The sequence below is a fragment of the Mycolicibacterium sphagni genome, from assembly GCF_002250655.1.
Lineage (GTDB): Bacteria > Actinomycetota > Actinomycetes > Mycobacteriales > Mycobacteriaceae > Mycobacterium > Mycobacterium sphagni.
Genome location: NZ_NOZR01000003.1, coordinates 186,044 through 210,357, shown reverse-complemented (window position 1 = coordinate 210,357; position 24,314 = coordinate 186,044). Strand labels below are relative to the sequence as shown.

General features: G+C 60.4%; 29 protein-coding genes and 1 pseudogene. 7 read left to right on the top strand and 23 right to left on the bottom strand.

The window, feature by feature from the left end:
• Nucleotides 1-4: 4 nt before the first annotated feature.
• The 19 genes from CG716_RS05040 to CG716_RS04920 form a co-directional block, all read right to left on the bottom strand.
• Nucleotides 5-307 carry a hypothetical protein gene (locus CG716_RS05040; protein WP_094477064.1) on the bottom strand — a complete coding sequence of 101 codons (303 nt, stop codon included), beginning with the start codon at nt 305-307 and terminating at the stop codon, nt 5-7.
• Nucleotides 307-984 (bottom strand): hypothetical protein, encoded by a 678-nt coding sequence (locus CG716_RS05035; RefSeq protein WP_094477062.1) that lies wholly within the window; start codon nt 982-984, stop codon nt 307-309. Before CG716_RS05035 ends, CG716_RS05040 begins: the two co-directional genes overlap by 1 nt.
• A complete protein-coding gene (locus tag CG716_RS05030) occupies nt 981-1,460 on the bottom strand; it encodes a hypothetical protein (RefSeq protein ID WP_094477060.1) in 480 nt (159 codons plus the stop codon). Before CG716_RS05030 ends, CG716_RS05035 begins: the two co-directional genes overlap by 4 nt.
• A gap of 306 nt (nt 1,461-1,766) precedes the next feature.
• Complete coding sequence (locus tag CG716_RS31290; RefSeq protein ID WP_420093174.1) at nt 1,767-2,132, bottom strand: cytidine deaminase family protein; 366 nt, start codon at nt 2,130-2,132, stop codon at nt 1,767-1,769.
• A gap of 20 nt (nt 2,133-2,152) precedes the next feature.
• On the bottom strand, nt 2,153-2,518 hold the full coding sequence (locus CG716_RS05015; protein WP_094477054.1) for a hypothetical protein: 366 nt from the start codon (nt 2,516-2,518) through the stop codon (nt 2,153-2,155).
• A gap of 263 nt (nt 2,519-2,781) precedes the next feature.
• Entirely contained in the window at nt 2,782-3,462 is a 681-nt protein-coding gene (locus CG716_RS05005; RefSeq protein WP_094477051.1) for an ERF family protein, read from the bottom strand.
• Nucleotides 3,463-3,802: 340 nt separating this feature from the next.
• Nucleotides 3,803-4,705 carry a hypothetical protein gene (locus CG716_RS04995; protein WP_207760577.1) on the bottom strand — a complete coding sequence of 301 codons (903 nt, stop codon included), beginning with the start codon at nt 4,703-4,705 and terminating at the stop codon, nt 3,803-3,805.
• An 827-nt stretch (nt 4,706-5,532) separates the two neighbouring features.
• Nucleotides 5,533-5,883 (bottom strand): hypothetical protein, encoded by a 351-nt coding sequence (locus tag CG716_RS04980; protein ID WP_234817715.1) that lies wholly within the window; start codon nt 5,881-5,883, stop codon nt 5,533-5,535.
• A gap of 541 nt (nt 5,884-6,424) precedes the next feature.
• Nucleotides 6,425-7,858 (bottom strand): DUF2828 family protein, encoded by a 1,434-nt coding sequence (locus CG716_RS04975; RefSeq protein WP_094477043.1) that lies wholly within the window; start codon nt 7,856-7,858, stop codon nt 6,425-6,427.
• A gap of 53 nt (nt 7,859-7,911) precedes the next feature.
• On the bottom strand, nt 7,912-8,304 hold the full coding sequence (locus tag CG716_RS04970; protein WP_094477041.1) for a hypothetical protein: 393 nt from the start codon (nt 8,302-8,304) through the stop codon (nt 7,912-7,914).
• Nucleotides 8,305-8,484: 180 nt separating this feature from the next.
• The gene (locus CG716_RS04965) at nt 8,485-8,727 is read right to left on the bottom strand and encodes a hypothetical protein (RefSeq protein ID WP_094477039.1); all 243 of its coding nucleotides are present in this window, start codon (nt 8,725-8,727) and stop codon (nt 8,485-8,487) included.
• A 2-nt stretch (nt 8,728-8,729) separates the two neighbouring features.
• On the bottom strand, nt 8,730-9,104 hold the full coding sequence (locus CG716_RS04960) for a hypothetical protein (protein WP_094477037.1): 375 nt from the start codon (nt 9,102-9,104) through the stop codon (nt 8,730-8,732).
• Nucleotides 9,105-9,242: 138 nt separating this feature from the next.
• Nucleotides 9,243-10,175, bottom strand: a complete 933-nt coding sequence (locus CG716_RS04955; RefSeq protein WP_094477035.1) for an SPFH domain-containing protein — start codon at nt 10,173-10,175, stop codon at nt 9,243-9,245.
• A 78-nt stretch (nt 10,176-10,253) separates the two neighbouring features.
• Entirely contained in the window at nt 10,254-10,505 is a 252-nt protein-coding gene (locus CG716_RS30080) for a hypothetical protein (RefSeq protein WP_165774027.1), read from the bottom strand.
• Between the two features lie 265 nt (nt 10,506-10,770).
• Nucleotides 10,771-11,607 (bottom strand): metallophosphoesterase family protein, encoded by an 837-nt coding sequence (locus CG716_RS04945; RefSeq protein WP_094477031.1) that lies wholly within the window; start codon nt 11,605-11,607, stop codon nt 10,771-10,773.
• Between the two features lie 1,183 nt (nt 11,608-12,790).
• A complete protein-coding gene (locus CG716_RS04935; RefSeq protein WP_207760576.1) occupies nt 12,791-13,213 on the bottom strand; it encodes a hypothetical protein in 423 nt (140 codons plus the stop codon).
• Nucleotides 13,214-13,279: 66 nt separating this feature from the next.
• Complete coding sequence (locus CG716_RS04930; RefSeq protein ID WP_207760575.1) at nt 13,280-13,666, bottom strand: DUF6197 family protein; 387 nt, start codon at nt 13,664-13,666, stop codon at nt 13,280-13,282.
• Nucleotides 13,663-13,893, bottom strand: a complete 231-nt coding sequence (locus tag CG716_RS04925) for a helix-turn-helix domain-containing protein (RefSeq protein WP_094477027.1) — start codon at nt 13,891-13,893, stop codon at nt 13,663-13,665. Before CG716_RS04925 ends, CG716_RS04930 begins: the two co-directional genes overlap by 4 nt.
• Nucleotides 13,890-14,258: a hypothetical protein gene (locus CG716_RS04920; protein ID WP_207760574.1), complete on the bottom strand. Its 369-nt coding sequence runs from the start codon at nt 14,256-14,258 to the stop codon at nt 13,890-13,892. The genes CG716_RS04925 and CG716_RS04920 overlap by 4 nt, the downstream gene beginning before the upstream one ends.
• 77 nt (nt 14,259-14,335) lie before the next feature.
• Here CG716_RS04920 and CG716_RS04915 point away from each other — a divergent pair, with 77 nt between their 5' ends.
• Nucleotides 14,336-14,731 carry a hypothetical protein gene (locus CG716_RS04915; RefSeq protein ID WP_207760573.1) on the top strand — a complete coding sequence of 132 codons (396 nt, stop codon included), beginning with the start codon at nt 14,336-14,338 and terminating at the stop codon, nt 14,729-14,731.
• 263 nt (nt 14,732-14,994) lie between these two features.
• A complete protein-coding gene (locus tag CG716_RS04910) occupies nt 14,995-15,738 on the top strand; it encodes a hypothetical protein (RefSeq protein ID WP_133066871.1) in 744 nt (247 codons plus the stop codon).
• On the opposite strand, the gene CG716_RS04905 is transcribed toward CG716_RS04910, so the two are convergent.
• The 3 genes from CG716_RS04905 to CG716_RS04890 form a co-directional block, all read right to left on the bottom strand.
• On the bottom strand, nt 15,674-16,987 hold the full coding sequence (locus CG716_RS04905) for a tyrosine-type recombinase/integrase (protein ID WP_094477021.1): 1,314 nt from the start codon (nt 16,985-16,987) through the stop codon (nt 15,674-15,676). The two genes, CG716_RS04910 and CG716_RS04905, sit on opposite strands and share 65 nt — an antisense overlap.
• Nucleotides 16,988-17,198: 211 nt before the next feature.
• The gene (locus CG716_RS04895; protein WP_094477019.1) at nt 17,199-18,374 is read right to left on the bottom strand and encodes a site-specific integrase; all 1,176 of its coding nucleotides are present in this window, start codon (nt 18,372-18,374) and stop codon (nt 17,199-17,201) included.
• Nucleotides 18,364-18,966 (bottom strand): helix-turn-helix domain-containing protein, encoded by a 603-nt coding sequence (locus CG716_RS04890; protein WP_094477017.1) that lies wholly within the window; start codon nt 18,964-18,966, stop codon nt 18,364-18,366. The genes CG716_RS04895 and CG716_RS04890 overlap by 11 nt, the downstream gene beginning before the upstream one ends.
• Nucleotides 18,967-19,078: 112 nt before the next feature.
• Between CG716_RS04890 and CG716_RS04885 the strand changes: the two genes are divergently transcribed.
• The 4 genes and pseudogenes from CG716_RS04885 to CG716_RS04875 all read left to right on the top strand — a co-directional run bounded on the left by CG716_RS04885 (nt 19,079) and on the right by CG716_RS04875 (nt 21,179).
• Nucleotides 19,079-19,261, top strand: coding sequence for a helix-turn-helix transcriptional regulator (locus CG716_RS04885; protein ID WP_094477015.1), 183 nt, complete (start codon nt 19,079-19,081; stop codon nt 19,259-19,261).
• Between the two features lie 126 nt (nt 19,262-19,387).
• A pseudogene (locus tag CG716_RS30680) lies at nt 19,388-19,468 on the top strand (hypothetical protein); the annotation flags it as partial.
• Between the two features lie 56 nt (nt 19,469-19,524).
• The gene (locus tag CG716_RS04880) at nt 19,525-19,887 is read left to right on the top strand and encodes a DUF2742 domain-containing protein (RefSeq protein WP_234817714.1); all 363 of its coding nucleotides are present in this window, start codon (nt 19,525-19,527) and stop codon (nt 19,885-19,887) included.
• On the top strand, nt 19,884-21,179 hold the full coding sequence (locus tag CG716_RS04875; protein ID WP_133066870.1) for an AAA family ATPase: 1,296 nt from the start codon (nt 19,884-19,886) through the stop codon (nt 21,177-21,179). Before CG716_RS04880 ends, CG716_RS04875 begins: the two co-directional genes overlap by 4 nt.
• On the opposite strand, the gene CG716_RS29835 is transcribed toward CG716_RS04875, so the two are convergent.
• The gene (locus CG716_RS29835; protein ID WP_133066869.1) at nt 21,072-21,893 is read right to left on the bottom strand and encodes a hypothetical protein; all 822 of its coding nucleotides are present in this window, start codon (nt 21,891-21,893) and stop codon (nt 21,072-21,074) included. The two genes, CG716_RS04875 and CG716_RS29835, sit on opposite strands and share 108 nt — an antisense overlap.
• A 1,266-nt stretch (nt 21,894-23,159) precedes the next feature.
• On the opposite strand from CG716_RS29835, the gene CG716_RS04860 reads away from it, so the two are divergent.
• Nucleotides 23,160-23,981 carry a DUF732 domain-containing protein gene (locus tag CG716_RS04860; protein WP_133066868.1) on the top strand — a complete coding sequence of 274 codons (822 nt, stop codon included), beginning with the start codon at nt 23,160-23,162 and terminating at the stop codon, nt 23,979-23,981.
• Nucleotides 23,982-24,314 lie beyond the last annotated feature (333 nt).

Sequence of the window (24,314 nt, the reverse complement as noted above, 5' to 3'; positions counted from 1 at the left end):
TCGCTCAACTGCCATCCTTGCTGAACTTTTCCGCGAAGGTCCAACGGTCCATGACCGTGATACGCAAAGATTTATTCAAGCGGCCCGTCGCTACAACAACGTCCTCTGCTGTAACGATATTGGTTGGGGCACCGAATGACAGCTCCTTAATGCGAACTGTGTCGCCAAGGCGGTAACCGTCTGCGGGCAATAAGGCGATGTTGACCTTAAGGCCCGTCAGGTTGGCAACCCGCTGCGCGGATTCCAGCGACCCGTCAAATTCCTCGTAATACACCGCGTCATCGCGGCGCGGATAAGCGACACCCATTAGGCAGCCACCCTTTCCTTGAGTTCCCTCAGCCAGTCCCGCTTAGCGCCACCCATGAAAGCTCGACGCTGTTCAACGTCCAAACCATCCGGCGGATCGGGAGCTGTGAAGATAAAGCCATATGCCTTAAGCGGAGATACCTGACCCGACTTAAGGCATTCATTGATCGTGTTTCTCAGCGTGGCTGCACGCTGCGCATCTTTCATCGCCTCAGACGCCAAAGACGGCAACAGAGACGGTGACAGGCTCTTAGTGAGCCAGAGCTTTAGCGCGGCCTCGACAACTCCGAGGTCTAAGCCCTCGCGGAGTAGAGAAGATGCTTGGCGTACCAGCTGAGCCCGCACCACCGAAGGGTGCGAAGCTGGAACCACGCGGCGGACAAGATTCCCCGCCTCCGTATCAGGTTCAACGTCATCGTTCCATTCCTCGTAGTCTTTGAAGATCGCTACCGGCAGGTCACCCCGAACACCCTTAAGCCAGAGCCCGGCGTTAACCAGTTCGTCGGCTTCCTCGCGGGTGCCCAGTAGCAGAACGTCGTCTAGCGGGATTACTCCGGCGGACCGATTATCCCGGCACCATGAGTTCGCTTTGGCCCATAGGCCGATAGCGCCGTTGCTGCATTGCTTGACTTTCCGGTGTTCCCAGAACTTCCGGTGAATCTTCCCGAACTCGCTCATACGCCAGCCATAAGGTCGGCGTAGTTGAATTTAGTTCCCAGCGCGTCGGTAATAGACACCGGATCGCCGGTTAGGCCAAGGCACCGGGAGCTGTAGACCCGCGCGTACTTCGGGACCTGCGTCCGACCTAAGACGAACTCCACCCCTAGCGGGGTAAGCCGCCACCAGCCAACCCGCGAACTGCCATCCTCGCGCTTAGTGTCCGGGTAAGCCTCGATAAGCCCCCAGTAGCGAGTCATGCACATTTCGCCGCTGTGACCCACAGTGCGGCGCTTCTCGCCGTCCTTAAGGTCAACGTGCGGCAGGTAGGTCCAGTCCGTACCGGCCTTTCGGTACATGGCGATTAGGACTCGCGCCATTCCGGCATTCAGTTTGCGCTTATAGACCTTTGCGAACTGGCGGCAGCAAGGGCATTCTTCGCCGTCGTCTACCCGGTCCCGGAGCCAATCACGGGCCGCGTCCAACGTCTGCGTCATCTGTAAAAGTCCCTTCCGGGGTTAGAAGCACCCATGTAGAGCCCCGCCAAAGCAGGGGAATCGCAGCCGGGTCCTCCCAAGGCCGCACATGCCATCCCTCGGCGGCAGCCGCATTGGGGTTGTGCTCAACCCACCCGTGACACCCCGCCGTACCGTGGCCGCATAACTGGACGCAGTTTTCAGCCGTCCATAAGCCGCCCTGAGAGCGTTTCTTGCGATGGTGGAGGGTGAGGGTGCCGCCGTAGCAGCACCGCTCACAGAACCCCTCACAGCGCTCTTTAGTTACCCGGCGGCATTCACGCTCACTCACCGGGGATAGTGCGGCATCAATTCGTCGGCGCGGTGAGTGGTAAATCCGTCGTATGGCCTGCCCTGAAACGCCACCAGGCAGTCAGGACCGCCCAACTCAAAGATCCAATCCATACATCCGCCACACGGCGTGAACTTCTCACGATCCGCAGTGATAACCACTGCAATAGCCCTACCGTCACCGGCAGCAGCCATAGAGGTAAGAGCATTAACCTCCGCGTGAACATCATGCGCGCGGTATTTATGCTCAACATTGCACCCGACGTGAATATGCTTCCGGTGAGAGAGCACAGCCGCCCCTACGGCGGTCTTGCCGATAAGGCGTGCGTGATCCCGAACATGCCACGCTTGTTCAGCAAGCACATCCCAATCGCTAGCGGTAATCACCACTCACCCCTGCCCGCATTCTTGTACGCCTCACGCACAGAAGCGCCCACCGACCGAATCGCATCCAACTTGCTACTCAGCGCCCGGTTCTGATCCTTCGCGTACTCGTAAGTAACAGCCGCCACATCGCGCGCATCCTCCGCATCCATAACCTCGGGGACGATATTGGCCGCAACTTTCTTCTCAGTCTGCGGCCCTTTATGCGCCATAAAAGCGCGGGCATACGCACGTTTGTAAGCACGCTCTGTTTCGAGCTTCGCCACGTTGGCATCTCGCGCGGTGATAACACCCTTTGAGATATCGTTAACCGTCGCTAAGATTTCCTGCTCTACGGATACAGGGTTGTATTCGACTTCACTCAAAAGCCCCCCTGTTCACGCAGCCCGCACCCACACGGGATAAACCTCAGCAGCCGCAGCCTTAGGCACAATGGACTGGCGCGGTTCCATATGCCACCAACGGCGGGAATCGCCCCAATCCATACACGCCTCACACACCAGCTTGTGATCCGACGAACCGACAGCAAAAGCAGCCTCAACCTCAAAGCACTGCTCACAAGGAATAGTCAGGTGCGCCGGAGCCTCAATGAGGCCGACCGGCACACCCGCAATCGTGTTGTTGAACATCAGACGGAAACCGCCCCTGTCTCTAGAAGAACCTGAAACGCCTCAACCTCATCCTTAGTGGCGTCCTTAAGCTCTTTTCCGTTGTTCTTCTCAGTGAACTTCGCGGCAATCGCGGGCAGCGCCCAACCCTTAGCGCCAGCCAGCGCCTTAAGCTTTTCCCGCGCCGCCACCGAATCCGCATTGCCCGTCACGACGGGAGCGGCAGCCTGAGTCCGGACCGGCACCGCCCGCTCATGCGACTCCGCATCCGGGTCCGGATCATCCGTAGGCAACATCAGCGATTGCAGCAGGAACGTCCGCAGCGCCACCGACTCAGCCTTAGTGATCGCCTTGTCGCCGGAATCCGCCGCCTCGCCATACGCAATGCCGGTGAACGAATCGCCACGCGGGCCGAACACCTGGTAGCCCATCTCGACCACCCGGTTACACATCTGCCCGCCCTTAGCGGTCGTGTAGCGCTCCGCTTCGTGCTTAGCGCCCAGCGGCACAACAATCACGCCGTGCTCGCGCAGCACCGGGCCGACCGCGTTCATTACCGCGTCAATGCCACGGAAGTTGAACTTCTGCGCTTCGTTGCGGGAGTTCTTACTGATGAACTGCACGTCACGCATGACGGCGTTCCACGCCTCGAAAACGGTCGGCGAACCAGCCGGAGCGGCCTTAACCTCCGGCTGATCCATCTCGTCTGTAGGGGCAGCCAATTAAACCCCGTTCCGAACCTTGGACCACACAATCGCGTTGCGGCCCGTGTGCAAACGCTTACGCTTGCCCGAATCAACGACCAGGCCCGCGTCCGCCAGCTCGCGGCGACGAGTACGCAACCCCGAAGGGGTCTGCGGGAACAGATCAGCCAACCCCGAATCGTGATACGCGCGAGCGATATCAACATCGGTGCCACCATTACGCAGATTCCCCAGCGTCCGCAGAACACGCAACTGCGAATCACGCAACCCCTTACGGGTCACAGAGGCGAAAGCCGCCCGGCTAGTTTCCGGAAGCGCCCGCGCACGGGCGATAGTGCTACCACTGGAAGCGGTCAAGGTCCAACTCCTTAAGTTCAGAATCCTTACTGTTGAAAACGCGCCGCATAGCCTCAACCTCTTTAGCCAAAACGGACGCCTTAAGACCCAACGTCAAGTCCACCCAATAGAACTTGACCTGAGGGTTTTTAGTCATAATCGGGAAATGCACCATGACGCCCCACTTGTTATTAATGCGGGGATGCAACGGAGTACGAGTATTCGTTTCCTGGTCATAGCGCACACCAGTGCCATACGCGCACAGCTGGCACGTCACACTCATTGGACGCTTAGCGTCCCAGCGACCCGTCTTAAGGTCGCCCACCACCACCAACGACTCATCGTGGTACTCGCCATCCGGCGTAGTGATGCCCGGCGGCAACCCCATCAGATAGTCGACCGAACCACACAACTCCAGAGGATCGTTCACAATGAGCATTTCCTGCTCAAGGAACTCAATCGGTTCAACCGCGCGGTCGTACTGCTTAAGCGGTTCCTTTAGGTGGTCCTGAACGACGCGTGGCGTTTCGCCTTTATTGCGTAGCTCGCCCAGCTTATGAAACTCAGTGCCAGTAGAGCTAGCAGTATGTTGCCCGGCAGTGTTACGGGCTTTCTCAACAGCTGCTTTAAGCCGCTCTTTTCCGGAGCGGGTGCCGCCGTCGTCGCCTTTGTACCAGGGATCGGCGTCGTACTCATTGATAAGCGTTGAGACCTCTGAGCGCGCGGCGGCGTCCAAGAGGATGCCGACTGCTGCTTGACAGGCCGCCCAGTCGATAAGGCCGTCTTTGGTGTCGAGCCCTTTGCCAGCACCGGACGCGCGGCTGTAGCCTTTGCCGACGTTGGTGTACCACCAGCGTTTGAACTTTCCGTCACGGCCCCTACCCTCTCGCCATTCGCCCGGCATCTTCCCGTCCGGATATTCATAGTCCGGGGGGAAGACGATGGGCCGGTCCCAGTAGTCGCGCTTTACTTGATAGTCAGTGACTTATTCCTCGCTAACCTTAGGAGGGAAACGAACGAATCCGTCTGCGCGCTTCCACGGCTTATCGGTCACGATGCCCTGAGAGCCGTGCTGGTCAACACACAGCCAGCCGTCAATCGTCTTGATATACATGTCAAAACAGGGCAACGCCGCACACCCGCAGGTTGTGTAATCCTTACGCCAAACAGTGCCGAACTTAGCCATTTGCTTTTTCCCTAACGCTGTAGCTCTGCCAGTAACCCGGCGCGTACACGACATATTGCTTATCGGTGACCACAGTTAGCGTCCCGATTCGACCGACAACCGGCTCACGGTCCGATTCCAGGACCCGGTGAACGTAGTCGTCCTTAACCTTGATTTCACTAACGAAGCTCAAAGAAACCACCTCCGTAGGCGTAGCCCGCGCCAAACGCGAGCCAAATGGTCAGCAGCACGTACCACGGCAGCCCAAAAACGTAAGCTACGCATGACGCGATAACTGCCGCGATAAACAGCAGCGCCATTGCTATCCCCCATACTTGGAAATAGCGCCCACCATGCCGTGAGTCACAACCACGCCACGGGCCGCAGGTTGCCGCGTAACACCCCTCTGGATACGCGACCGCTTGGGCTTCGGCTCACCCGTCCTACCGAACCGGTAAGCACGGATACGTGCCCGATTCGGCTTCGGATAGAACTTGTCGGCGTCCGGTTCCTCGCCCCGCTCTACGGCCTGAGCCTCAAAGAACTTGGCGACAGCCTCACGGACGCTAAGCATGACCCACCGGCTTAACGTCAATCACGGTCTGGAACATCGAGAAGAATCCGTTGCGGATGCCGCCGACCTTCAAGTCGTAGACCTTGCCCTCTTGCAGCTTCCCCCAGAGGTCCCACGAATTGAACGACCCAACTTCCCAGGCATCCTCAACGTTGTACGAACCGCAGCTGGTGTCCACCCGCTTAGTGCGGGTAGTGGACGTGCTGTTCTTATCGCCGGAGACATCCGTGAGGATCGTCTTAGCGGTGACGGTGCAGTTCTTCTCCCAGTGCTGATTCTGCGTTGCACAGGCAGACATGGTGAGCGCCGCGACGGCGGCAACTGCAACAGCTAGAGCTTTCACTTACTGGCCCCCTTAGCGCGGGTTTTCTCGGTCTTGCCGGTGCGACCGGCTTTCTTACGCGCCTCTGGATCGCGGGTGATCAGGGCGTTTCCGTTAGGCGCGGACATTGGTCCTGGCATGATTTCCTCTCATGGGCAAACGAAAGCCCCCCGCAAGTAGTGATATGGCGGGGGGCTAAAGCACGGTATTGCTGGACACAGTTTATTTTCACCAATTGAAAGGTATGTGATTGCTGTGCGTGTCCACACCGCTTACTGGACCCCTGTTTTTTCTATACGCGCTCTAGCCGATGAGCTAAACCCTTACGGTGAAAACCGTAAGAGCTGCGGGAGTCGAACCCGCTACCTCGCCATTTATCAGTGGAAGAATTTTATTGCTGTGGGGGTCCACAAGCTATCTGGACGCTGTTTTTTGTTGTATGCAAACAGTTGTAATTGCTGTAAGCGTCCACTTGTTTCTAACCATACTCACCAAAAGGCGAATACAGAAATAATAGGACGGAAGCAAAGCCTTTCCCTTATCACCTTGCTTCCGTCCCAGCTCAGAGAGTGATCTGGGCGTACCGCTCACTGTTCAGCACGCTATCCACCAGCTCGCGGGGGGACTTACCCTCCACCGCCATGCTGAACGTCGTAGCCGCCAAACCAGACACCAACGTCACATTGCCATCCATGATCGTCGCCGGAAGCTGATCGTGCCGCGCATTCACATTCCAGAACACGACGTGCGGCAACTCCAAACCAACCTCGTTAAACGACAACTTGGCCGACTCGAAAACCGACGCGTCAGCATGGTTCAGAGCCGAGTTGAACTGCATGTCCGACACGATGTAGAGCACCTTCGGCACCGTCCCCGACGCCACGCCCGCCTTAAGGATCGCGTCAAACGCCGCCTCAAGGTTCGTGGACCCACAGTTGCGCGTGTGGTACTCAATCGCGGACAGCTTGGACGCCAAGCCCCCGCTCTCCGGCACCTTAACCAGCTTGGGCGTCGTATCGAACGACAGGAAGTAGCCCTTGTACGGACCCGTGTTGCGCTCAGCGAAGTACAGAGCCAGCGACACCGACACCGACATGGGACGGCCCCACATCGAACCCGACACGTCAGGCAGCACAAGGGCATCCTGGCCGGGCCGCGTGTAATCCGGCAGGTTCTTCCACAGCACGTCCGCCGCCTTAGCGTCGGTCTGCACCAGGTCAAACAGCTCATACGGATACAGGGTCGACGTGTTCACCTTCGCCTCGCCGCGCTCCACCGAATCAAGGAACGCCTGATAGCGCTCATTGTCGTTGCGGCGGAACGCCTTAACGTGCTTACGGTGCGCCTGGGCCGGGAGCCGCGAGTAGTCGATGTGCTCGTAGGTGCGCTCCGACATGTCGTGCTCCACCAGGCCGATCCGACCCCTAAGCGCGCTAAGGGTCTGCCGGTACTCCCGCTGCGACAAGCCAAGAGCCTCACGAACGTTGATCGCCAGCTGACGACGCAGCGGATTGACCGAACCTGTCTTCTGCGACGGCAGCCACTTAGCCAACAGTGACACCTGGCCGCCCTGCTCGTAGCCGTCCACGTCCAACGCCCACTGCTGATTGATTAGCGCCGCCACCGACGCGGGAACCTCAGCGCCGAAGATGAACAGGTCATCCCAGCGGCCATAGAACGGGACATGAGTGAGGTTCCGGGCGAACTTCTCCGGGGACAGCTGGAAAAGGCGCTTGAGGCCCGCGTAGAACACGTCACGCTCGCCCTGGCCCCCACGGATGTCCCGGAGGTAGAAAAGCGCCCTAGTCGCCGCCAGGGGGTCGCTACGGTATGCCGCCTCAAAGAGGTCAGCGGTATCCCCGGCCCGCGAACGCATAGCGCCCGCCAGGCTGAAGTAATCCACCACCGGATCAAGCGAAGACTTGTGGGCCTTGTCGCCGTTTTCGGTGCGCGTCGTATTGGACTGCGACTGTAGGTGCTGCAAAAAGGTCGTCACAAGTTTTCTCTTTCTCGTCGTTTTAGAAAGCCACGGTGGCGGGTAAGGGCTGTTTAGATTCCGATAGCGCTGGCGATGCTGGAGCCGAGCGTGGCGAACGCCGCGCCGACCGACACCACCAGCGGAGCTAGCGTCTTGTAGAACTCGTATTCCGCCTTAGAAGCGGCGATGATCGCGGCCTTATCCGGACCCATCAACAGGTATTCCCCGGCGTTAACGCGCAATTGCTCCGTACCGTCCGAGACCAGCAGAATGTGTGACAGCGAACCGTCATCCTCGAAATGGACACCGAGCCCGGACCGGCCCTTAACTGTCTCGCTGGAAACCGACACCAGCAGGCCCACCGCGTGCAGATTGCGGCCCGTGACCTTAACGGCTACCGGCAGGTCCCGACCGGGTACGAGTTGTTCGACGCCCGGCTGATTGAAAAGGCTCTTTTTCGACATGAATGTTCCTTTGCATGTTCAGAGGTTTATGCGCGTGGTCAGGTATGCAGCGCCCCACCTAACGGCCCTAACTGCCTAAGCAGGTTTGACCGGGAATCTTCCCCGCTCTCGCGGCCCGTTTCCAAGCGTGCCCAGATTCTCCCGACCTCACGGGTTAGCTCTGTAGCAGGCAATTAGGCTTTAGCTGAGCAGCGCCTTAATGTTCCCGGCAATCTTGCGTGCCTGAATGACCTCAGCCTCATGCTCGGCAGCGGCGCGCAGCGCGTTGTCAGCCCAACGCTTCTGCCGCTCGGCCTGCGTCGTCTGATCTTCAGCGTGCGCCTCCAGTTCAGCGAGCGTGTCGTTCAGCCCCGCTGTAATGGACGCGACCGACTTCGGGGCTACCGGGGCGGGCAGTGCCCGCTTGTTTTTGAAGACGCCCATTTTCAGCCGACCTCCACATCGAGGTTCCAGCCAGCCTTATACAGCGTGGCAAAAAGATCAGACAGGCCCGCAGCCTTGAACACGTCCTCCGCGTCCATTTCGTGCCGCGCCTTATCCTCGGCCTCGTAGTCGGTGCGCGCGAACACCTTAATGCTGGTGCCCAGCGTTACCACCAACTCAACATCGACCTCATGGTCGGTGCCGCGCGGGGGGAACTTAAAGCCGGAAGCCAGCTGCCGGTTCAGGTCCTCCACCACTTCGTCGTAGGCGTCGCACAGGCCGTTATCCTCGGCAGCCTCATTGAAGGTTTTGCCCGCCAATTCCAGATCGGCGCGGAGCTTCGCGTTCTCAAGCTCAAGTTCGGCTTTCGTAGCCATAATTCAATCCTTTAAGTGTTGTGTGTGTGCGCGTGCGTTAATCACGACCGGATATGCGCGCCCCATCCGGTGAGATTTAAAGAGTGGGCAGGTATACGTCCGGGGCTACCGGTTCGCTACTCACCACCCACGGCCTACTTAGCGAGCCGGAGCCCCAGCGATGACCGGCGACGGCCACGGCGTAATGCCCTTAGTGATCGCCTGAGCCTTGAGATAGGCATCAACATCCGGGTAACCCGAAATCTCAGCCTTGCGCTTCAGCGCCTCCTGAACAGCCACCTTCGTCTGAGCCTCAGCCTGCGCCACCTGAGCATCCGCAGTCGCCTTAGCCGCGTTAGCCGCCGAAACACCCTGCGCCTCAGTCGCCTTAGCCTGAGCAATGGCCTGCTGCTCAGCAACAATGGCCGACTTCAAGCCGCCGTCCACCGGATCGGGCTTCATCACCGTGACCTGAAAGTTGGTGAAGTATTCGACACCGTTGGTGCGGTCCTTAGACACCTGCGGAAGGGTCTGCGTCAACGCGTTCTGGAACTCGATACGAATCTTCTCGTCGTTCCAAATCTCACGCCACGGGTATTTCTGCGCGATGGACACCAGAGTGTTCCGGAGCGGCTGACCGATCACGTAGTTCAGCAGGTCTTTCCAGCCCTGCGTAACCGCGCCCTCCTCAGTAAGCCAGCCCTGGTACTTCGTGCCGAAATCCCGGTGGAACTGCTTCAGCTTCTCGCAATCCTGCGTCAGGTCGAACGTGACCGTCACAGGCACCTTCAGCTCAGCCGGTGCCTCTGCATTCGACACGACGACGGTAGACGGGGCTTCCGCGTCCTTATCGTCGCTGGCGTCGAAACTGATCTGACGCGACGGGTACAGGTACGCGTCGAACCCACCCGGCGGATTCCATTCGTTCTGTTCAGGCTTAATGCAGCCCTCAACAGTCGGATCGGTCGGAATCACCGCGTAGGTGTCAACCTTGACGGCCTGGCTGCCCGCCGGGACCGACGTGGAACACGCCGACAGCGTTACCGCCGCCGCGCCCGCCATAGCCAACGCCACGATCTTGTTACGTTTCAAAACATTCCCTTCATAGGAGAAACCCCCGACAGCCGCAGCCGCCGGGGGTCCTGTTTGTTTACTTCGGTATTAAGTTGTTTAACGAAAGTTGTAGCCATTCATCAATTGAGCTGTAACACGCCCGTCGTATTCCTCTTGCTCACGGCGCAACAGTTCAGTGACGTAATCCCGGCGCTGCCTACGCGACAAGCCCGGAACAGCCAGCAGTGGATACTTAGCCTGAAGCGACTTCGCCTGGCGGTCCAATACGGCGTTTCGCAACCACAGACGAATCAACAGACCCGCCGCCACCGCCAGCGCTATCAACAGCACCAGCAACAGTGCCCTCATGTTCCTTAAACCTCTCGTCCAGATCGGGCGCAGTGAACCCGAGCGTGCTCAACTCGCGGCCCAAGCCGCGCCGGATGTCCAAAAGTTCCCGCGTCAAATCAGCGTCCGCAGTATCCAGGTCATCGTCAATCTGGTTAATGACCGCCAGAATGTCGTTCCGCTCAGCTAAGCGCTCGCTAGCCCTCATCAGACGGGCTTCTGTTTATCGTTGAGATAGCTCGCGGTATTGACATACTGCGCGACGGTAAGCAAGCCACTTCCTTGCTCACCAGGCAAGTTCGTCGTCTTCATCGGTATCTTTCGTACCTTCCGTGATGAAATGCGTGTTCTTAGCCATCGTGGTTTCGTCCTTATCGAGCCCACGAACATTCATGTAGCCACCACCAGCAATCCGACCCAGGGCGTTATAGGCGCGGTGATAATGACCGTGATAGAACTCAACTGGCTTAACGGCATCGCAGACCTCTTGAATCCGCCGCCTATGATCGTTAGCGGCCAACAGGTCCGTATGCGGCACCCGGCGGACCTTCCCGTCGATATTGAGATAGATCGGGCCATCCGGCTTTATGCCGGGGATGTCGACTGATGACGGCGCATCATGCGCCACGATGATGTCAACCTTGCCGGGCCGCATCGCGTACTTCAGCTGCTCGTCATTAATCCACTCGCCCGGCCACCAGGACTCACCCTCAACCGCAAACGACCGGTCAACCGAGTGAGCACCACCCAAGGCCATCCATGTGTCACCCCACCACTCCCAGCGGAAGCCGCGTGGAAGATGGGTAATGCGTGGAGCTGACATGAGCGTCATCGGCAACGATTCCGGCTTATTGAACTGGTGCCAGAACGAATGATCTTCGTGGTTACCGTCAAGCCACACCACCTCAAGATTGGTGTGCTCAAGCTCGTTACTCACGACATCGAGGTACTGAACCGTCCTCGGGTTAGCGACCGACCACCACCCGAAATCGCCAACATGTAAGATCGTGTCCGCGCCCCGCTGCTTAGCGAAGTTAATAGCTTTGAGCGCCCACGGGATATTCCCGTGCCAGTCGCCCGCAAGCATCAACTTTTCAGGCTGCCTCAGCTCTGTAGTCAGCATTACGGCCTGGTGCCTTTCGCTCAGCTCCCCGACCGCAGTTGGGGAGGATGCCCTTTTCGGAGGCGTAGTAGTGAAGGTGGAGCTGGTATTCCTCCGCGTACGAGGACCCGCATCCCAAAATGCACTCTCTCTTGTCCATGCGTCTAACCTCCGGTGATCCTCAGAGTACTTGTCCCGTACCCTATTGTCAAACATCTCTTTACGGAGCCTGTCTAGCTCCAGCTTTGCGCGGCGCGCATCATCGCGGCGCTTACGCAATAGCGCGTCAGAGGCGGTCGTCACGCCAGTCCCTTTCGTGGTACGGCGCAACCTTGGGTCCAGATTTCGCAACCACTTGGCTGTAGTCACGCTGCGTCACCTTTCGCTTAGAGCCGCCCACACAACCGGGCAGGTTCTTACCCAAGACGTGCTCACCACGTACTCGCATACGGTCACTGTTAAAGAAGAACCGGATACCGCGCCGCTTAGCCAGCGAGCTAAGCGCTCGCGTGTAATCCACGGGCAGTTCGTCACGCTTAGACGGCGGCGCAATCAACGCCATCGTCAGCCAGTCATTAAGGGCCTCCTCTTGCGACCGGGAAAGGTCGCGGAGTCGTGGGCCGGTGGGCTCTCCCAGATAGATCGAGGTCATAACTGGCCTTTCGTGTTGTGGTGACACGGTTTAAAAGATCAGCCGGAGCGGGAGCCGCATTCTTAGATCGCGCGGACGCCACACCCTTGCGTCACGCGCACCCCTCAACTAAGCGAGATGCCCGTCTCGCCGAGCGCTCTGACCGCTCCGGCCTTGCGCGCTATCCCGGAATCGAACCGGAACCGCCTGACCCCATTTCACTTCTCAAAGGCGGGTCAGGATCGCTCTTACGGGGGCCGACCTCAGCCGCCAGCCCTAGCGCTCCCGCACTCGCTCGTCTCTACCTCTGATACTGCTAATCCACCGATAGCGCGGCTTCTCATGGCATGTATCAGGTCAGGGGCAAGTGGAAGCCTCACCCCATACACCCGAGCTTGTGCGTAAAAACACACGTATTCAATGCTGGCTTACTTGCAGGCGAACCACTCTGCCGCCCGGACACTAAACACGGACGCTCCGTCAACGGAGTTACTTCGTAAGTGACAGCTGTAGTTTCAAACTCACATATAATGCATTCAGTTTTGCCGTTGTTTACCGGACGGCAGCCGGAGCTTAGATCAGGAGCGCGTCAGCGGTTGCAATGCTGATAATCCACGCATTCCCATTGTCGGCGGCAGATTGGACGGTAGTGATCCAAAGCTGCTGGTAAGAGTTCGGGCGTTCGATCCCCCACAACTCCCAAGGCAGGGCAGATGCGGTGTAATCGTTAAGTTTGAAGTTGGGCGAGATTCCCATTCGCTTCAGGGCGTGACCAACGAAGCAGCACGGCTCTCCGTCATCCTCGGTGTATTCCGGAGCTGTATTCCGGCCCAAGGGATTGTGAAATGCTACCCGTCGCATTTCGCTGATCACGTCTTGAAACTTTCTCATCTCGCCCCCCTCTGAAAACAACACTACCGGGCTATCGTCCGAATCTGAAGGAATAGAACCATCGAGTACGGCAGTGGTATTCGAGTTCATGCTTTCACCCACCATGCGTTGAGGATGACCGCATAGAACGCGATCAGAACTAACAAGCAGAACACAGACACGCAAAGGTCCTTAAGTGCCGGGTTGAGCACGAACGCCCTTACCTTCCGCGTAAGCAATTGCAGCGAGGAACACGGCCTCAACGTCGGCGAACTTCCGCTTAGGCGTGTCATTGAACCGGGTGATGACGAAGAGGTCATGCATGTCCGCCGGGTACGGGTGCCCGCCCTTACGGGTGCGGATGGCATAGGCGAGGTACGGAGTGCCGGGTGACTCCTGGGGGAATGCGTGGTTGAACGCCCCAAGAGAACAGCACTTGCCTGTTTCGTAATCGTAAAGCTTTCCACGGGTCCACCCGTCCTTTCTTAACCGCGCTAAGGCGGATTTGAGGTCTTCTACGGCTTCGGTGTCGGGCTCGGTTAGCTGGAGCCATAGCGGCATTTCCGGCGCGGCGCTCACGCGGCCCCACCCTGAGGTAGGTCCACTTCCCAAGGCAGGTTGGCTACGAACCGCTCCAGCTCGTCTATCGGGAACAGAACTTTCTTTCCGTGCCTTTTGGCTTGCAGCCGACCGGCCCGCCGCAAGTTGTCAATCTCAGATTCGGAGAGGGACAGGATTCGCGCGGCCTCCGGGCGGGTGACTAGCAACCGATCTGGCTCGTCGGCCAGAAGTGTGGTCTTCGTCATCCGGCTAACCGGACACTTACGCCAGCCGTACGGCGGCGGGTGGGCCTAGCCGCTGCCCTTCCGGGCTCAGTAGCAATGCGGTTCATCGGCACGCCGAAGCGGCTGCACATCGCGGCGAGCATCTTCGTGGTGACTTCACCCGACCAGTCGTCCTCAAACGTCTTGTAGACCGTTGACCTGGCAACTCCCAGGAATGAGGCGAGTTCAGCCTTGGTCATAATGTCGTTGTTGTGCAGCAGGTTTTCGACTGCTTGGGGAATCCACCGGATCGTGTAGTCGGTGTGGGAGGTTGTGGTTGTCGGCACGAAAAAAACGATACCTACCCCGTTCCGATCTGGTTCAAACTTGTCCGACAAATCGGACAAAATTACAACCTTGTAAGCTTGTTTCCGCAGTTCCGGACGGGTTGTAAGTGTCCGGAAAATAGGACAGACTGATCGGCATGTCGGCCAATAATGATCGAGACAATGACCTGATTGTGGTGGTTTCCTACCTACTCAAGCGGCAGGTGCGTATGCCTGAGGCGCTGAGCGCGCTAGGTATTTCGCGCTCCACCTACTACGAACAGCGCGACAAGGGCGTGCTCAACAGCGTTGCCAACCTAATGCTGATCGCGGACCACTTTGACCTGGACAAGGTTGACCTGCTGGTGCGCTTCGGGCATCTCAGCAACGCCGACCTCATTACGTACCTTGAGCGTGCGGGGGAGCTGGCGTCTGGGGAGCCGGAGACGGGCGCGGACCCTCAAGCGACGACGACGCTTAGGAAGGCGCGAAAACAGGCCGCGCCACGGAGGCGTAACAGGCCGCGCGCACGCACCGATATACCCACGCTCTGAATAGTTGCAGGTCGAAAGACTTTGCGGCGCAGATACATTCACTACCTATAGGGGGTTGACGGGGAAGTACGCGAGCCGTACTGTCTGCCGTAACGCGAGTTATTTGCCGCGTTAACTAAAAGTTCGGGCCTGGGTCACCCGCAAGCAGTGCGTTGGTGCTTCCCTACCCGCCGTAAAAAGGGCAGTCCTCCCACATGCTCATGCACGTATCTGATCAGCTGGAACATGTCGCTGAAACCATCCCCGCGCTAGACGGCGCACTCATGGCCGCGCTGCTGGCCGCAGCCGCCCTTTCGCAGTTCTGGCGCAGACACACCTGGCACGTCCGCTGGGAAGCCGCCACAACGCTCACAGGGGCACTTATGTGCGCGGCGCTCATCCTGGGCTCGCCACACCTGGTCGCATTCAATCCGACCCTCCCCGACGAAATGACAGAGGCGCACCTACACCCTCAAGTCATCGCGGGACACATCCTGCTATGCATCGCCTACGCAACATTCCTGCACGACCTCGCCGGTCGAATGCAATGGACACCACGCCAACGGCGACGGTTCGTCACGTTACGAATCACCCTGCCCTACACCGTCTTCCTGCCGATCCTCATAGGCTCGTACATCACCGGCTATGAGCAATTGTGCTATCCCGTGATCCTGATTACCTACGTCGGAACGCTCGCCAACATCTGCTGGCTGCTCTTGTGTATTCGCGTCACCGACCAGCGTGCACCGCACATCATCAACACCTACATAGCCGCGTTCACGTTCGCCGTCGTCGCCGCCGGTATCCGCTACCTGACGGACATCTCAATCGTGAACTGCTGGGAATGGCGATTCGCCACCCTGTCAGCGATCCTGCTCATGGTCGCGTCAACACTGTCGTGGATACGCAAACAGCGTTACCTGAAGGCCCACCTGTGGCGGCGTGTCCGCTTAGAGAAGCCCATCAAACGTCGGGCAGTAGAGCGTCGAACGCAGTCGACACCGCAACCTTACTCAGCTCCAAATTAACCCTCTGGTAATCCCGCGTCTGCAAGATGGACGCGTGGCCTAAAATGCTCTGGATCACCTTCACGTCCACTCCCGACTCAAGCAACATCGTCGCCGCCGTGTTACGAGCCTCATGCAACACGACCTCGCGGGATTTCTTCTCAATCCCGGCAGCTGCAATAAGTATGTTCCACTGCTCGTTATCGTCCTCTTGGCTTATCGGCCTGCCATCCCGGTGATGCCACACTAAGCCGTGCGGATTCGGGTCGGTGTCCATCCTCAAATGCACCTTCAACGATTCATGCAACAGCGGAGCCATTGGCACCCATCGCTCCCCAGCTAAGGACTTAGGGCGCGTCCACACTAAGGACCGATGGCAGTCCCGGTAGTCGAACACCGGATCAAAGCCCCATTTACGATCCGGGCAATAGCCAACGCGTTGCCTCCCGCACCTAGGTTCACCGTTAGCCTTAGTCCCGCAGCCGTGCGTGTAGTGCATACGCTGAAGCTGCCAAGAGATTTCCATAACGCCCTGATCCAAATCAATGCGGTCAAGTTCCATACCCAATAGTTCGGCCTGCCGGGCACCCGTCATAAACGCCGCCACCCACCGCGACGCCAGCTTGGGCTTGCCGGGGATGTTCTTGTCATCGAGAGCCGCCGCCGTCTTGAGGACATGCACTGCCGTCTTCAGCTCGAAAGCGCCACGCGGTGCCTTTTTGTGCTTCGGGTTGTCGACGGCCTTGCACACGTTCCGACTCAAGTGCCCATCCTTGACAGCCCGCGTAAGTGCCGCGTTAAGCACCTGGTGCGCTTTCTGCGCGTTCCGGGTCGACGGCTTGGTATCAGCGGTGCCGCGCAAGCGCAGCTTCGTGTACAGCTCGCGCACACGCGCGGGTTGCAGCTTGTCCAATCGGATTTTCCCGATTTCGGGCTTCAGGTAAAGCCGCACCGTGGCCGCATAGCTGTCGTACGTCCTAGGCTTCACGCTGGGCTTCACAATGTGGATCAGCCAGTAGTCCAGCCAGCCGCCCACCGTCCGAATCTCAGTCGGTGTGACCGTCACTGTTCCGTTCACAACGTCGGCCCGAAGCTTGTTCAGCTTCTCTAGCGCCTTGGACTCCAGCTTGCTCGATACGCGCTTCTGGTGGCGCTTGCCGTCCGGGCCATAGACGGACACAATTCCGATGTGCAGGCCGCGTTTCTCGTCGTAGAAAAGTGCCCCGTCACCCTTTGGGCGTCTCTTAGACTTTGCGTCGGTTTCTGGCATGGCTTAGCCCCCTTAGGCCGGTCGGGTGTCAACAATAGGTGTCAACTACGTGGTGTTGCCATAACGTCGTACGGGGGCCGTACTGCCCCCTGAACTGCGCGTTTGACACATTACACGACCCTGTGGCAGGGGTCGAACTCACGGACTTTTAATCCGCAGGTCCCAGGTTCGAGCCCTGGTGGGGGCACCAAATGAAACGGCTGCTCATCGTTTATTCATCGCTAATGGCGCGGTCCAGTACGTCGGCCACCTCGGTGTGCACTTTGCCTCGCTGCATGTAGCGGTCCTGGGTCATCGACACCTTGGCATGGCCGAGCTGGTCAGCGCCGATACGCGCCGACAGGCCGGCGTCGTCGATCAGCGTCGCCACCGACTTGCGGAAGCTGTGACTCGTGACCTCCGGCACGCCCAGATCGTCTCGGACGCGTCGCCACTGCTTGTCGAAGTTGTCGAGGTCGCGCCAGCCGCCCGCCGATGACGGGAACAGCATCGTCTGCTCGCCCCAGAACGCCCGGCCGCGCCGCTCGGCAAGCATCGACACGGCGAACCCCGGCAGCGCGACGACACGTTGCGACGACTCCGTCTTGCCGCTGTCCAACCGCTTCAGCCCCTCACCGGGAAGTCGGGCGATCTTGCCGCTGACGGCGATCGTTCTGGCGGCCTCGTCGTAGTCCTCCCAGCGGAGCGCAAGCAGCTCCGAGCGTCGCAGCCCAGTAGCGGCCAGCATGGTAATCGGGTCGACCAGGTCGGCGTCCCAGCACGCCTGGGACTCACGCAAGGCGGCCAGCAGGTCGCGGAGCTGCTCAGCGTCGAGAGCAGGCGCACCCTGAGGCTTGCGATCGGAGTGGATGCGGCCGACCTCGGCCACCGGATTACGACCCAACACGTCGTCGAGGACCGCGATCTGCAGGGCTCCCCGCAGGAGGGTGCGGCCGTGGCGCGCCATGTTGGCCCCGTGGGCCGCCCGCATCGAGCGGATCACCGCGGCCAGCCGCCCCGGGGTGGCGTCCCCGACTCGCAGCGCGTCGCTGAACTTGGCCAGCTTGCGGGCTGCGGAGCGGTAGGTCGTCATGGTGGACGGTGACTTGCCAGCCTCAGCCAGCATCTCAAGATGCGCCTCGACGAGCACTGAAACCTTCGTGTCGAGGCTGATCTGACCTGGCGCACCGGGTGTTTGTCGTTTGGCGAGGGCTTCGATGAGGGCGTCTTCGGCGAGCTTGCCGTGCTTGTCAAACTCGTCGGGGTGCCCGCGGCGCTCCACGATTCGGGTCACCCCGTCGGCGTCGCGGTACCGGCAGCGCGCCATCCATATCCCGCTACCGAGATAGGTGCGGGAGATCTTGCCGTGCTGGCCGATCCGCAGCGGCGGACGGCCCCTACCCGTCATCGCCCTCATCGATATCGACCAGCTTGCGGTAGTCGCGGTCGAGCGCGGCGATCCGCAGCTTGTAGTCAGCGACCGCATCCGCCCAAGTGCGGCGATCCTTGATGGTTTCGCCTGGCCCGCCGAATTCGAGCGCCAACTCGCGTCGCTTGAGTTCCCAGATCTCCCGGGCGATCTGCAGGCGGCGCAGATTCTGCGCATAGGCCACCGCATCGTCGGCTACAGGGTTCGTGGTTGGATCGTCCACTAGCCCCGAAAACCATTGCAGCGCATAGGTGGCCGTGGTCCTCAGGTGCGGCAGCATTCGCGCTTCGCTGGCTGCCGGGTCGGGGTAAAGGAGCGCAAGCGGGGCGGTGTCCAGCGCGCGGGCGAGCACTATCAATTCGGCGGTGGACACCCACTTGCGGCGGCCGCTTTCCAGGTCGGCGATCACCGGCCGGGTGACGCTGGGTAGGCCGAGTTGGGCGCAGCGGTCGGCGACTTTCTGCGCTGACCAGCCCCGCACCTGACGCAGCCGGCGAACCTCGGCGGCCACCTGCGCGGCGTGCCGTTCGGCCCAGTCCCTCGGTGCCGACTCACCATCTTGTGTAGACACGCCGCAAAAGTACCACGGCTTGCGTCAAGCCGCAGCAAGTGCTGGAATTACATCCATGCAACGCCAAATCTTCCCAAATTGCGTAACTGACACACAGCCCGAAGAATCGACAATGGACGACGTTTGGCTGACGCGGCGTGACGTGTCCGAACGGATCAAGATCCCGGTGGGCACTCTCGCCCAGTGGGCGACCCGTGGCGAAGGGCCGCGTTACGCGCTTTTCGGCCGCCACGCGCGCTACCGCCTCAGCGATGTAATCCGCTGGGAGAACGAACAATTCGCCAGCGCCGACTAAGCGACTTTCAGTCCCGTTGCGCCGCGGGGACATCCGGCGCACCAACCCGCTTTGACCAACCAACCGGAAGCCAAGCCGATGACAACGAAAGCCCCCAGCCCTGAAGCCAGGATCCACGCCTACGTTCGGAGGGTGTTGGCGGCTGCGCCGCCGCTCACCGACGAACAGCGCATCAGACTCGTCGAACTGCTGCGCCCCCGCTCATGAGAATCGCCGCCCGCCAGGGCGGCGAGCGGCGATCCGACTCTGCACGGTCGTCGGAATTGTCGCACGGTCGCCCGACAAGAACGCGCAGCGACAAGACCGGGCTCCTGACCGGGTCGCGGGCTGTGGCCTGGTGGACGGTGCACGAGTTCGTGACGCCCTGGCTGGCTGGGGCGGGGTCATTCCCGATGGTCGGAACCCCGGCCTGGTGCGCCCTTGACGGGACCGATCCGGCGAAGTGGGCGGCGGCGTTGGACGCCGCACAGCATTGGGCGCTACGCCTGGAGTATTTCCAGGAGGAGTTGGGGGAGGTGTCGAAAGCCGTTGCCGGGGCGGCTGACTGGCAGCAGGTCGCCGCTGAAGTTCAGCAGCGCGCCGGGTTCTACGCGGCTAAGCCGTGGCTGCAGCGGAGAACATCGTGACAAATCCGGTAGAGCTCGGCCGCACGATCCCCCAGTCGTCGGGGAGGTACGCGCCCGTTAACGGCAGGGAGCCACCTGAGTTGGACGCCGCGGCCCCGCCGCAGCCTGACTACTACGCCGGCGTCCCGCCGCTGAACGACGAACCGCCCGACGAGCGGGCCGACATGCCGCCGCGGATACACCTGCGGGACCGGTTGCTCACGGTGGACGACCTCGGGAAGTTGCCGCCCACAGCACCGCTCGTCGACGGTCTCATCTACCGCGACACTCTGGTCCAGCTGTCCGGAGGTCCCGGCACCTACAAGACGTTCATCGCTATCGCGATGGCCTGCTGTGTCGCCACCGGAACGCAGCTCGGGGATTTCGCTGTGCCTGAGCGCGGGAAGGTGGTCTACGTCGCCGCCGAAGGGGCGAACGGGTTCCGTAAACGGCTGTTGGCGTGGTGTGAGGTGTGGGCCGTCGAGCCTGCCGAACTGGGTGACTGGTTGCGGATACTGCCCGCGCCTTTACAACTCGGTCACGGGGCGGACGTGGCCGACGCCGTAGACGTGGTGGCCGAGATCGGTGCGTCCCTGCTGGTCCTTGACACCAGGGCCCGATGCACCGTGGGACTGGAAGAAAACAGCGCGACTGAGCAAGGCCTGGCGATAGCTGAGGCCGACCGGATCCGGTCGGCGGCGGGCTGCGCGGTTCTTGCTGTCCACCACACATCGCGTAACGGGACCGCGGGGCGAGGGTCGAACACGTGGGACGGCGCTGTGTGGTCTGACCTGCGCGTTGAGGGTGAGAAGTTGCGGACGACGATCCACTGCGAGAAGCACAAAGATGTCGAGTCGGGTTGTGAGCATCAATTCTCGTTGATTGAGCACACGGTGTCGCGGTATTTGCTGCCAGACCTCGACGAAGATGACCAGCGCAAGACGTTGGTGCTAAGTCCCGCCCGGGACTTAGCACCGGTCCTCGTCCCCGCCCGCCAGAAAGTCGTGGGACTTATCTGGGAATTAGCTCCAGAGGAGCAGGGATTTGCTGGTGGGCCCTCGCTGCTTCCCGCTGACGCTGGGCGTATGACGAATATTGCGAATTGCGGCGTGCCATGCCTGCCCTTCCCCCAAATCCTTTGGCCCGACGTTGCCGACCATATCGCGGCGGTCGTACGCCTGATCGGGGTCGTCTTTGTCTCTCTACTACTCGATGTACACGATCAAAGTTGTGCCTTGGGCATTCGTGCCGACACAACGCTTCGCGCCCGGCCACACGTCCGTAGGTGTCGTCGTGCACGTCATCACGTATGACTGGTTGGTTACCGGGCTGTAGGCCAGAATCGTTGGGCTTTCACTGGAATACCAAGACGCACGGACGTTGTCCGCGAAAGCGCAGCTCGTGTCGCCGGTGGCAACCCCGCTCACGCCGGATGGGCAGATCTTGAAATTCTCAACCGGGCTCGACTGCGGCGGCGGTGGCGCGGCCGCCGGCGGCGGTGCGGGCTTGTCGTATGCGAAGGCGAGCGCCCCTGGCGGTGTTTCCCACAGGGTGTTGTTGTCGTCGGAGGTCACGTCGACCTCAACGTCGTGCGACACCCCGTCCGGTGTGCGCACTTTCGCGATGCCCTTGTACTCATTGCCCGACTTGTTAACCAACGTCACCTTGGTGACTCTCAACCCGGACAGGTCGGGATCGGAGTCGAATTTCTTCTGCATCGACGTTTGCACCTCTTTGGAGATCGCATCAGTGGGCGGCGGTGTCGACGTGGTGGGTGGTGACGGTTCAACGGGGGCGGGTGCCGCCACCGTCGGCGTCGGGGCTGGTGTGGTCGCCTGCCGGGGCCACAAGACCACCGCCAACGTGACAGCGGAGGCAACACCGGCGACTCCGACGGCCAAGGCGGCGGGGACTAGCCAATTTCGCCGCTTCGCCGGTGGCGGTAGCTCGGTTGTGGGGTAGTCCTGGGCAGGCTGCTGCCAGTGCGCGCCCTCAAGCGGCGGCGGGTACCACCCCGGTTCCGACATGTCGCCCCCTGGAGATTTCCTGTGAGGAGGGTACCGCCGATCCGTCAGTGCGAATCCTGTAATCGCGTCATCGTTCTCGTCGGTCATGCGGTTCTCCTGGGTTGGGCGAGTGTTCCGACTTCGTCGCGGTGGAACATGACGCCGGAGGACTGGCGGCAGTCACGTTCGGGACGGAGTTCGACCGGGCTCAGCCGGCCAATCTCGACGACTGGTGACCCTCCGGAGAATCACTAGTTACAGTGTCAATCGTGCCGGGGGTAAATTTGACGTCCGCCGTTTCCGGCGCAGTCCTAGTTCTGTTAGCAGGGTGTGGTTCTGCCACCCAGACGGCCCGAACTTCCATAGTGACATCAACGTTGCAGTCAGTTATTACCAGCAGGGAAACGGTCACCTACACACCACCGCCACCGCCAGGTCCGAAAACCACCATTCCGGATGAAGGCACATATTTGGTCGGCATCGACATTGCGCCCGGAACATACCGCGAGCCGGGTGGAACCGCCTGCTACTGGGCGCGACTTAGAAGCTTGAATACGAACGACATTATCGACAACAACAACAGCGTGGGTCCCCAGGTTGTGGAGATTCTGCCTACCGATAAGGCCTTTCAAACGCAAGGTTGTGCAACCTGGACCGAAGCCAGTACACCCGCTCGACCGTCAGCAACGACGAGCGCGAGCCCAGCGACAACCAAGCCGAGCACCGGATTGCCCTCGATGGGGTACTCCGTGTCAATCACCGGCACTTGCGATCAGCAAGGCACATGCTACGGCGTTCAACAGCGTGCCGAACCCAAGAATGACGCGCCACGGCTAGTCCCGAACGTGCTCGATGAGGGTGCCACGGTCAATGTCGTGTGCCAGACCACGGGCGAACTGAAGACAGAGACCGACCACGCCCCCAGCAACCTGTGGTACCGACTCGCAAACGGCGCGTACATCAGCTCGATCTACGTCACCCCGCCTGGCGCGGGGATTCCCACCTGCTAGGCCGCACGATCCCCGGCCCGCGCGGAGTCGGGGTAGACGGGTTGGCCGAGCTGGTCGACGAGGTGTGGGTTTCGGTCGATGCGCGCACCGTGTGTGCAATTTCCGACCTACAACTACCATTCTACCATTTCAGGGCTTACGTCAAACGAAATGCACTGCACAGCAGGCTGTTTGGATCGGTGTCCTGTAATTGCGAATCCTGGTCAGTGGCCGCGTCGGATCGGTACAGTTCGCCGCGGGAACACCAGATGTCGAGGGGGCTATGACGGTGATTGTGGTGGCTACAAGACGAGTTCTCACAGCACGGCGTATGGCCGTCGGCGCGGTCGTCGTCGGTGTGCTAGCGGGATGTTGCGGCTGCGGCGCGGCCAGTGAACCCAGCGCCGGAACACCAAACTCCCCGCCGACGCCGGCGACCGCGGACGAGGAAGCGGCGTACCTCGCGCTGCTGCAGAAGTGGGCGACGCGGGACGGCTACCCGATGAGCGACCGGGAAACGCTGCTGCGCGCCGGCCACGAGGCGTGCACCTTCACGAACAACGGTCGGCCGGATCAGATCGAGGCGTCTTACCATGTGATGCAGCAGTTTTCGCTTCCGGCGAAGGAGGCGCAGGCGGTAGGCGTCGGGGCCTTTGAGACATTGTGCCGTGCAGACGGCTCGATGCCGTCGGTGGAGACGTCGAGCGCCGCAGCTGCCACGTCGGTGCCGAACTATGAGGGCCCGCCGTCGGCGGGGCCGGTCCAGTCGCAGCTGATGCGGGTGACGCTCCCGGCAGGCACCACGGCTGTCGGCGCCGACAGGGGCACCGTCCCTGGGATCGAGATCTGGCACATCCCGCTTGATCCGGCTGCGGCGGTGGATTATCTGCGGCCCCAGCTGCCGACTGGCCCCTACGACGGGCTGCCCGCCTGCCCTGTGGACGTCACGCACCCGCAGGACGGGTCTGTCGGGATCACGTCGTGGATATGGGAGAACGCTGCCGGGGACAACGTGCAGATCAGCGTGGACAGCTTTCAGCCCCCGGGGGCGACGTCCCCCGGCCCTGGTAGCGAGGTGACGATCACCAAGGGTCGGGAAGACACCCCCGAGCCCTGCTGAACACGGGCCACGGGATTGGCATTCCAGTGAGGTCGCTAGGTGCGGGTGTCTGGCGGGGACACCTTCGGCACGATGGTGATAGCCGCCGGGTCGAACCGTAGCCGCCACGCTGCAGCCCATCGTTTAACCACCGAAAATTGTCAGAAACTGGGGTTATGTACTGTCAGCAGGTGGCAAGCATTAGCGGTCCAGAACCACGGCTAACCGGGCGCTACGGCAATCAGTGGAACGATCCGGCAATAGCGCGGGTTTAATCCGCAGGTCCCAGGTTCGAGCCCTGGTGGGGGCACCAGAAGGAGATGACCGAAGCTTCATGACATTCCGACCTCTCGG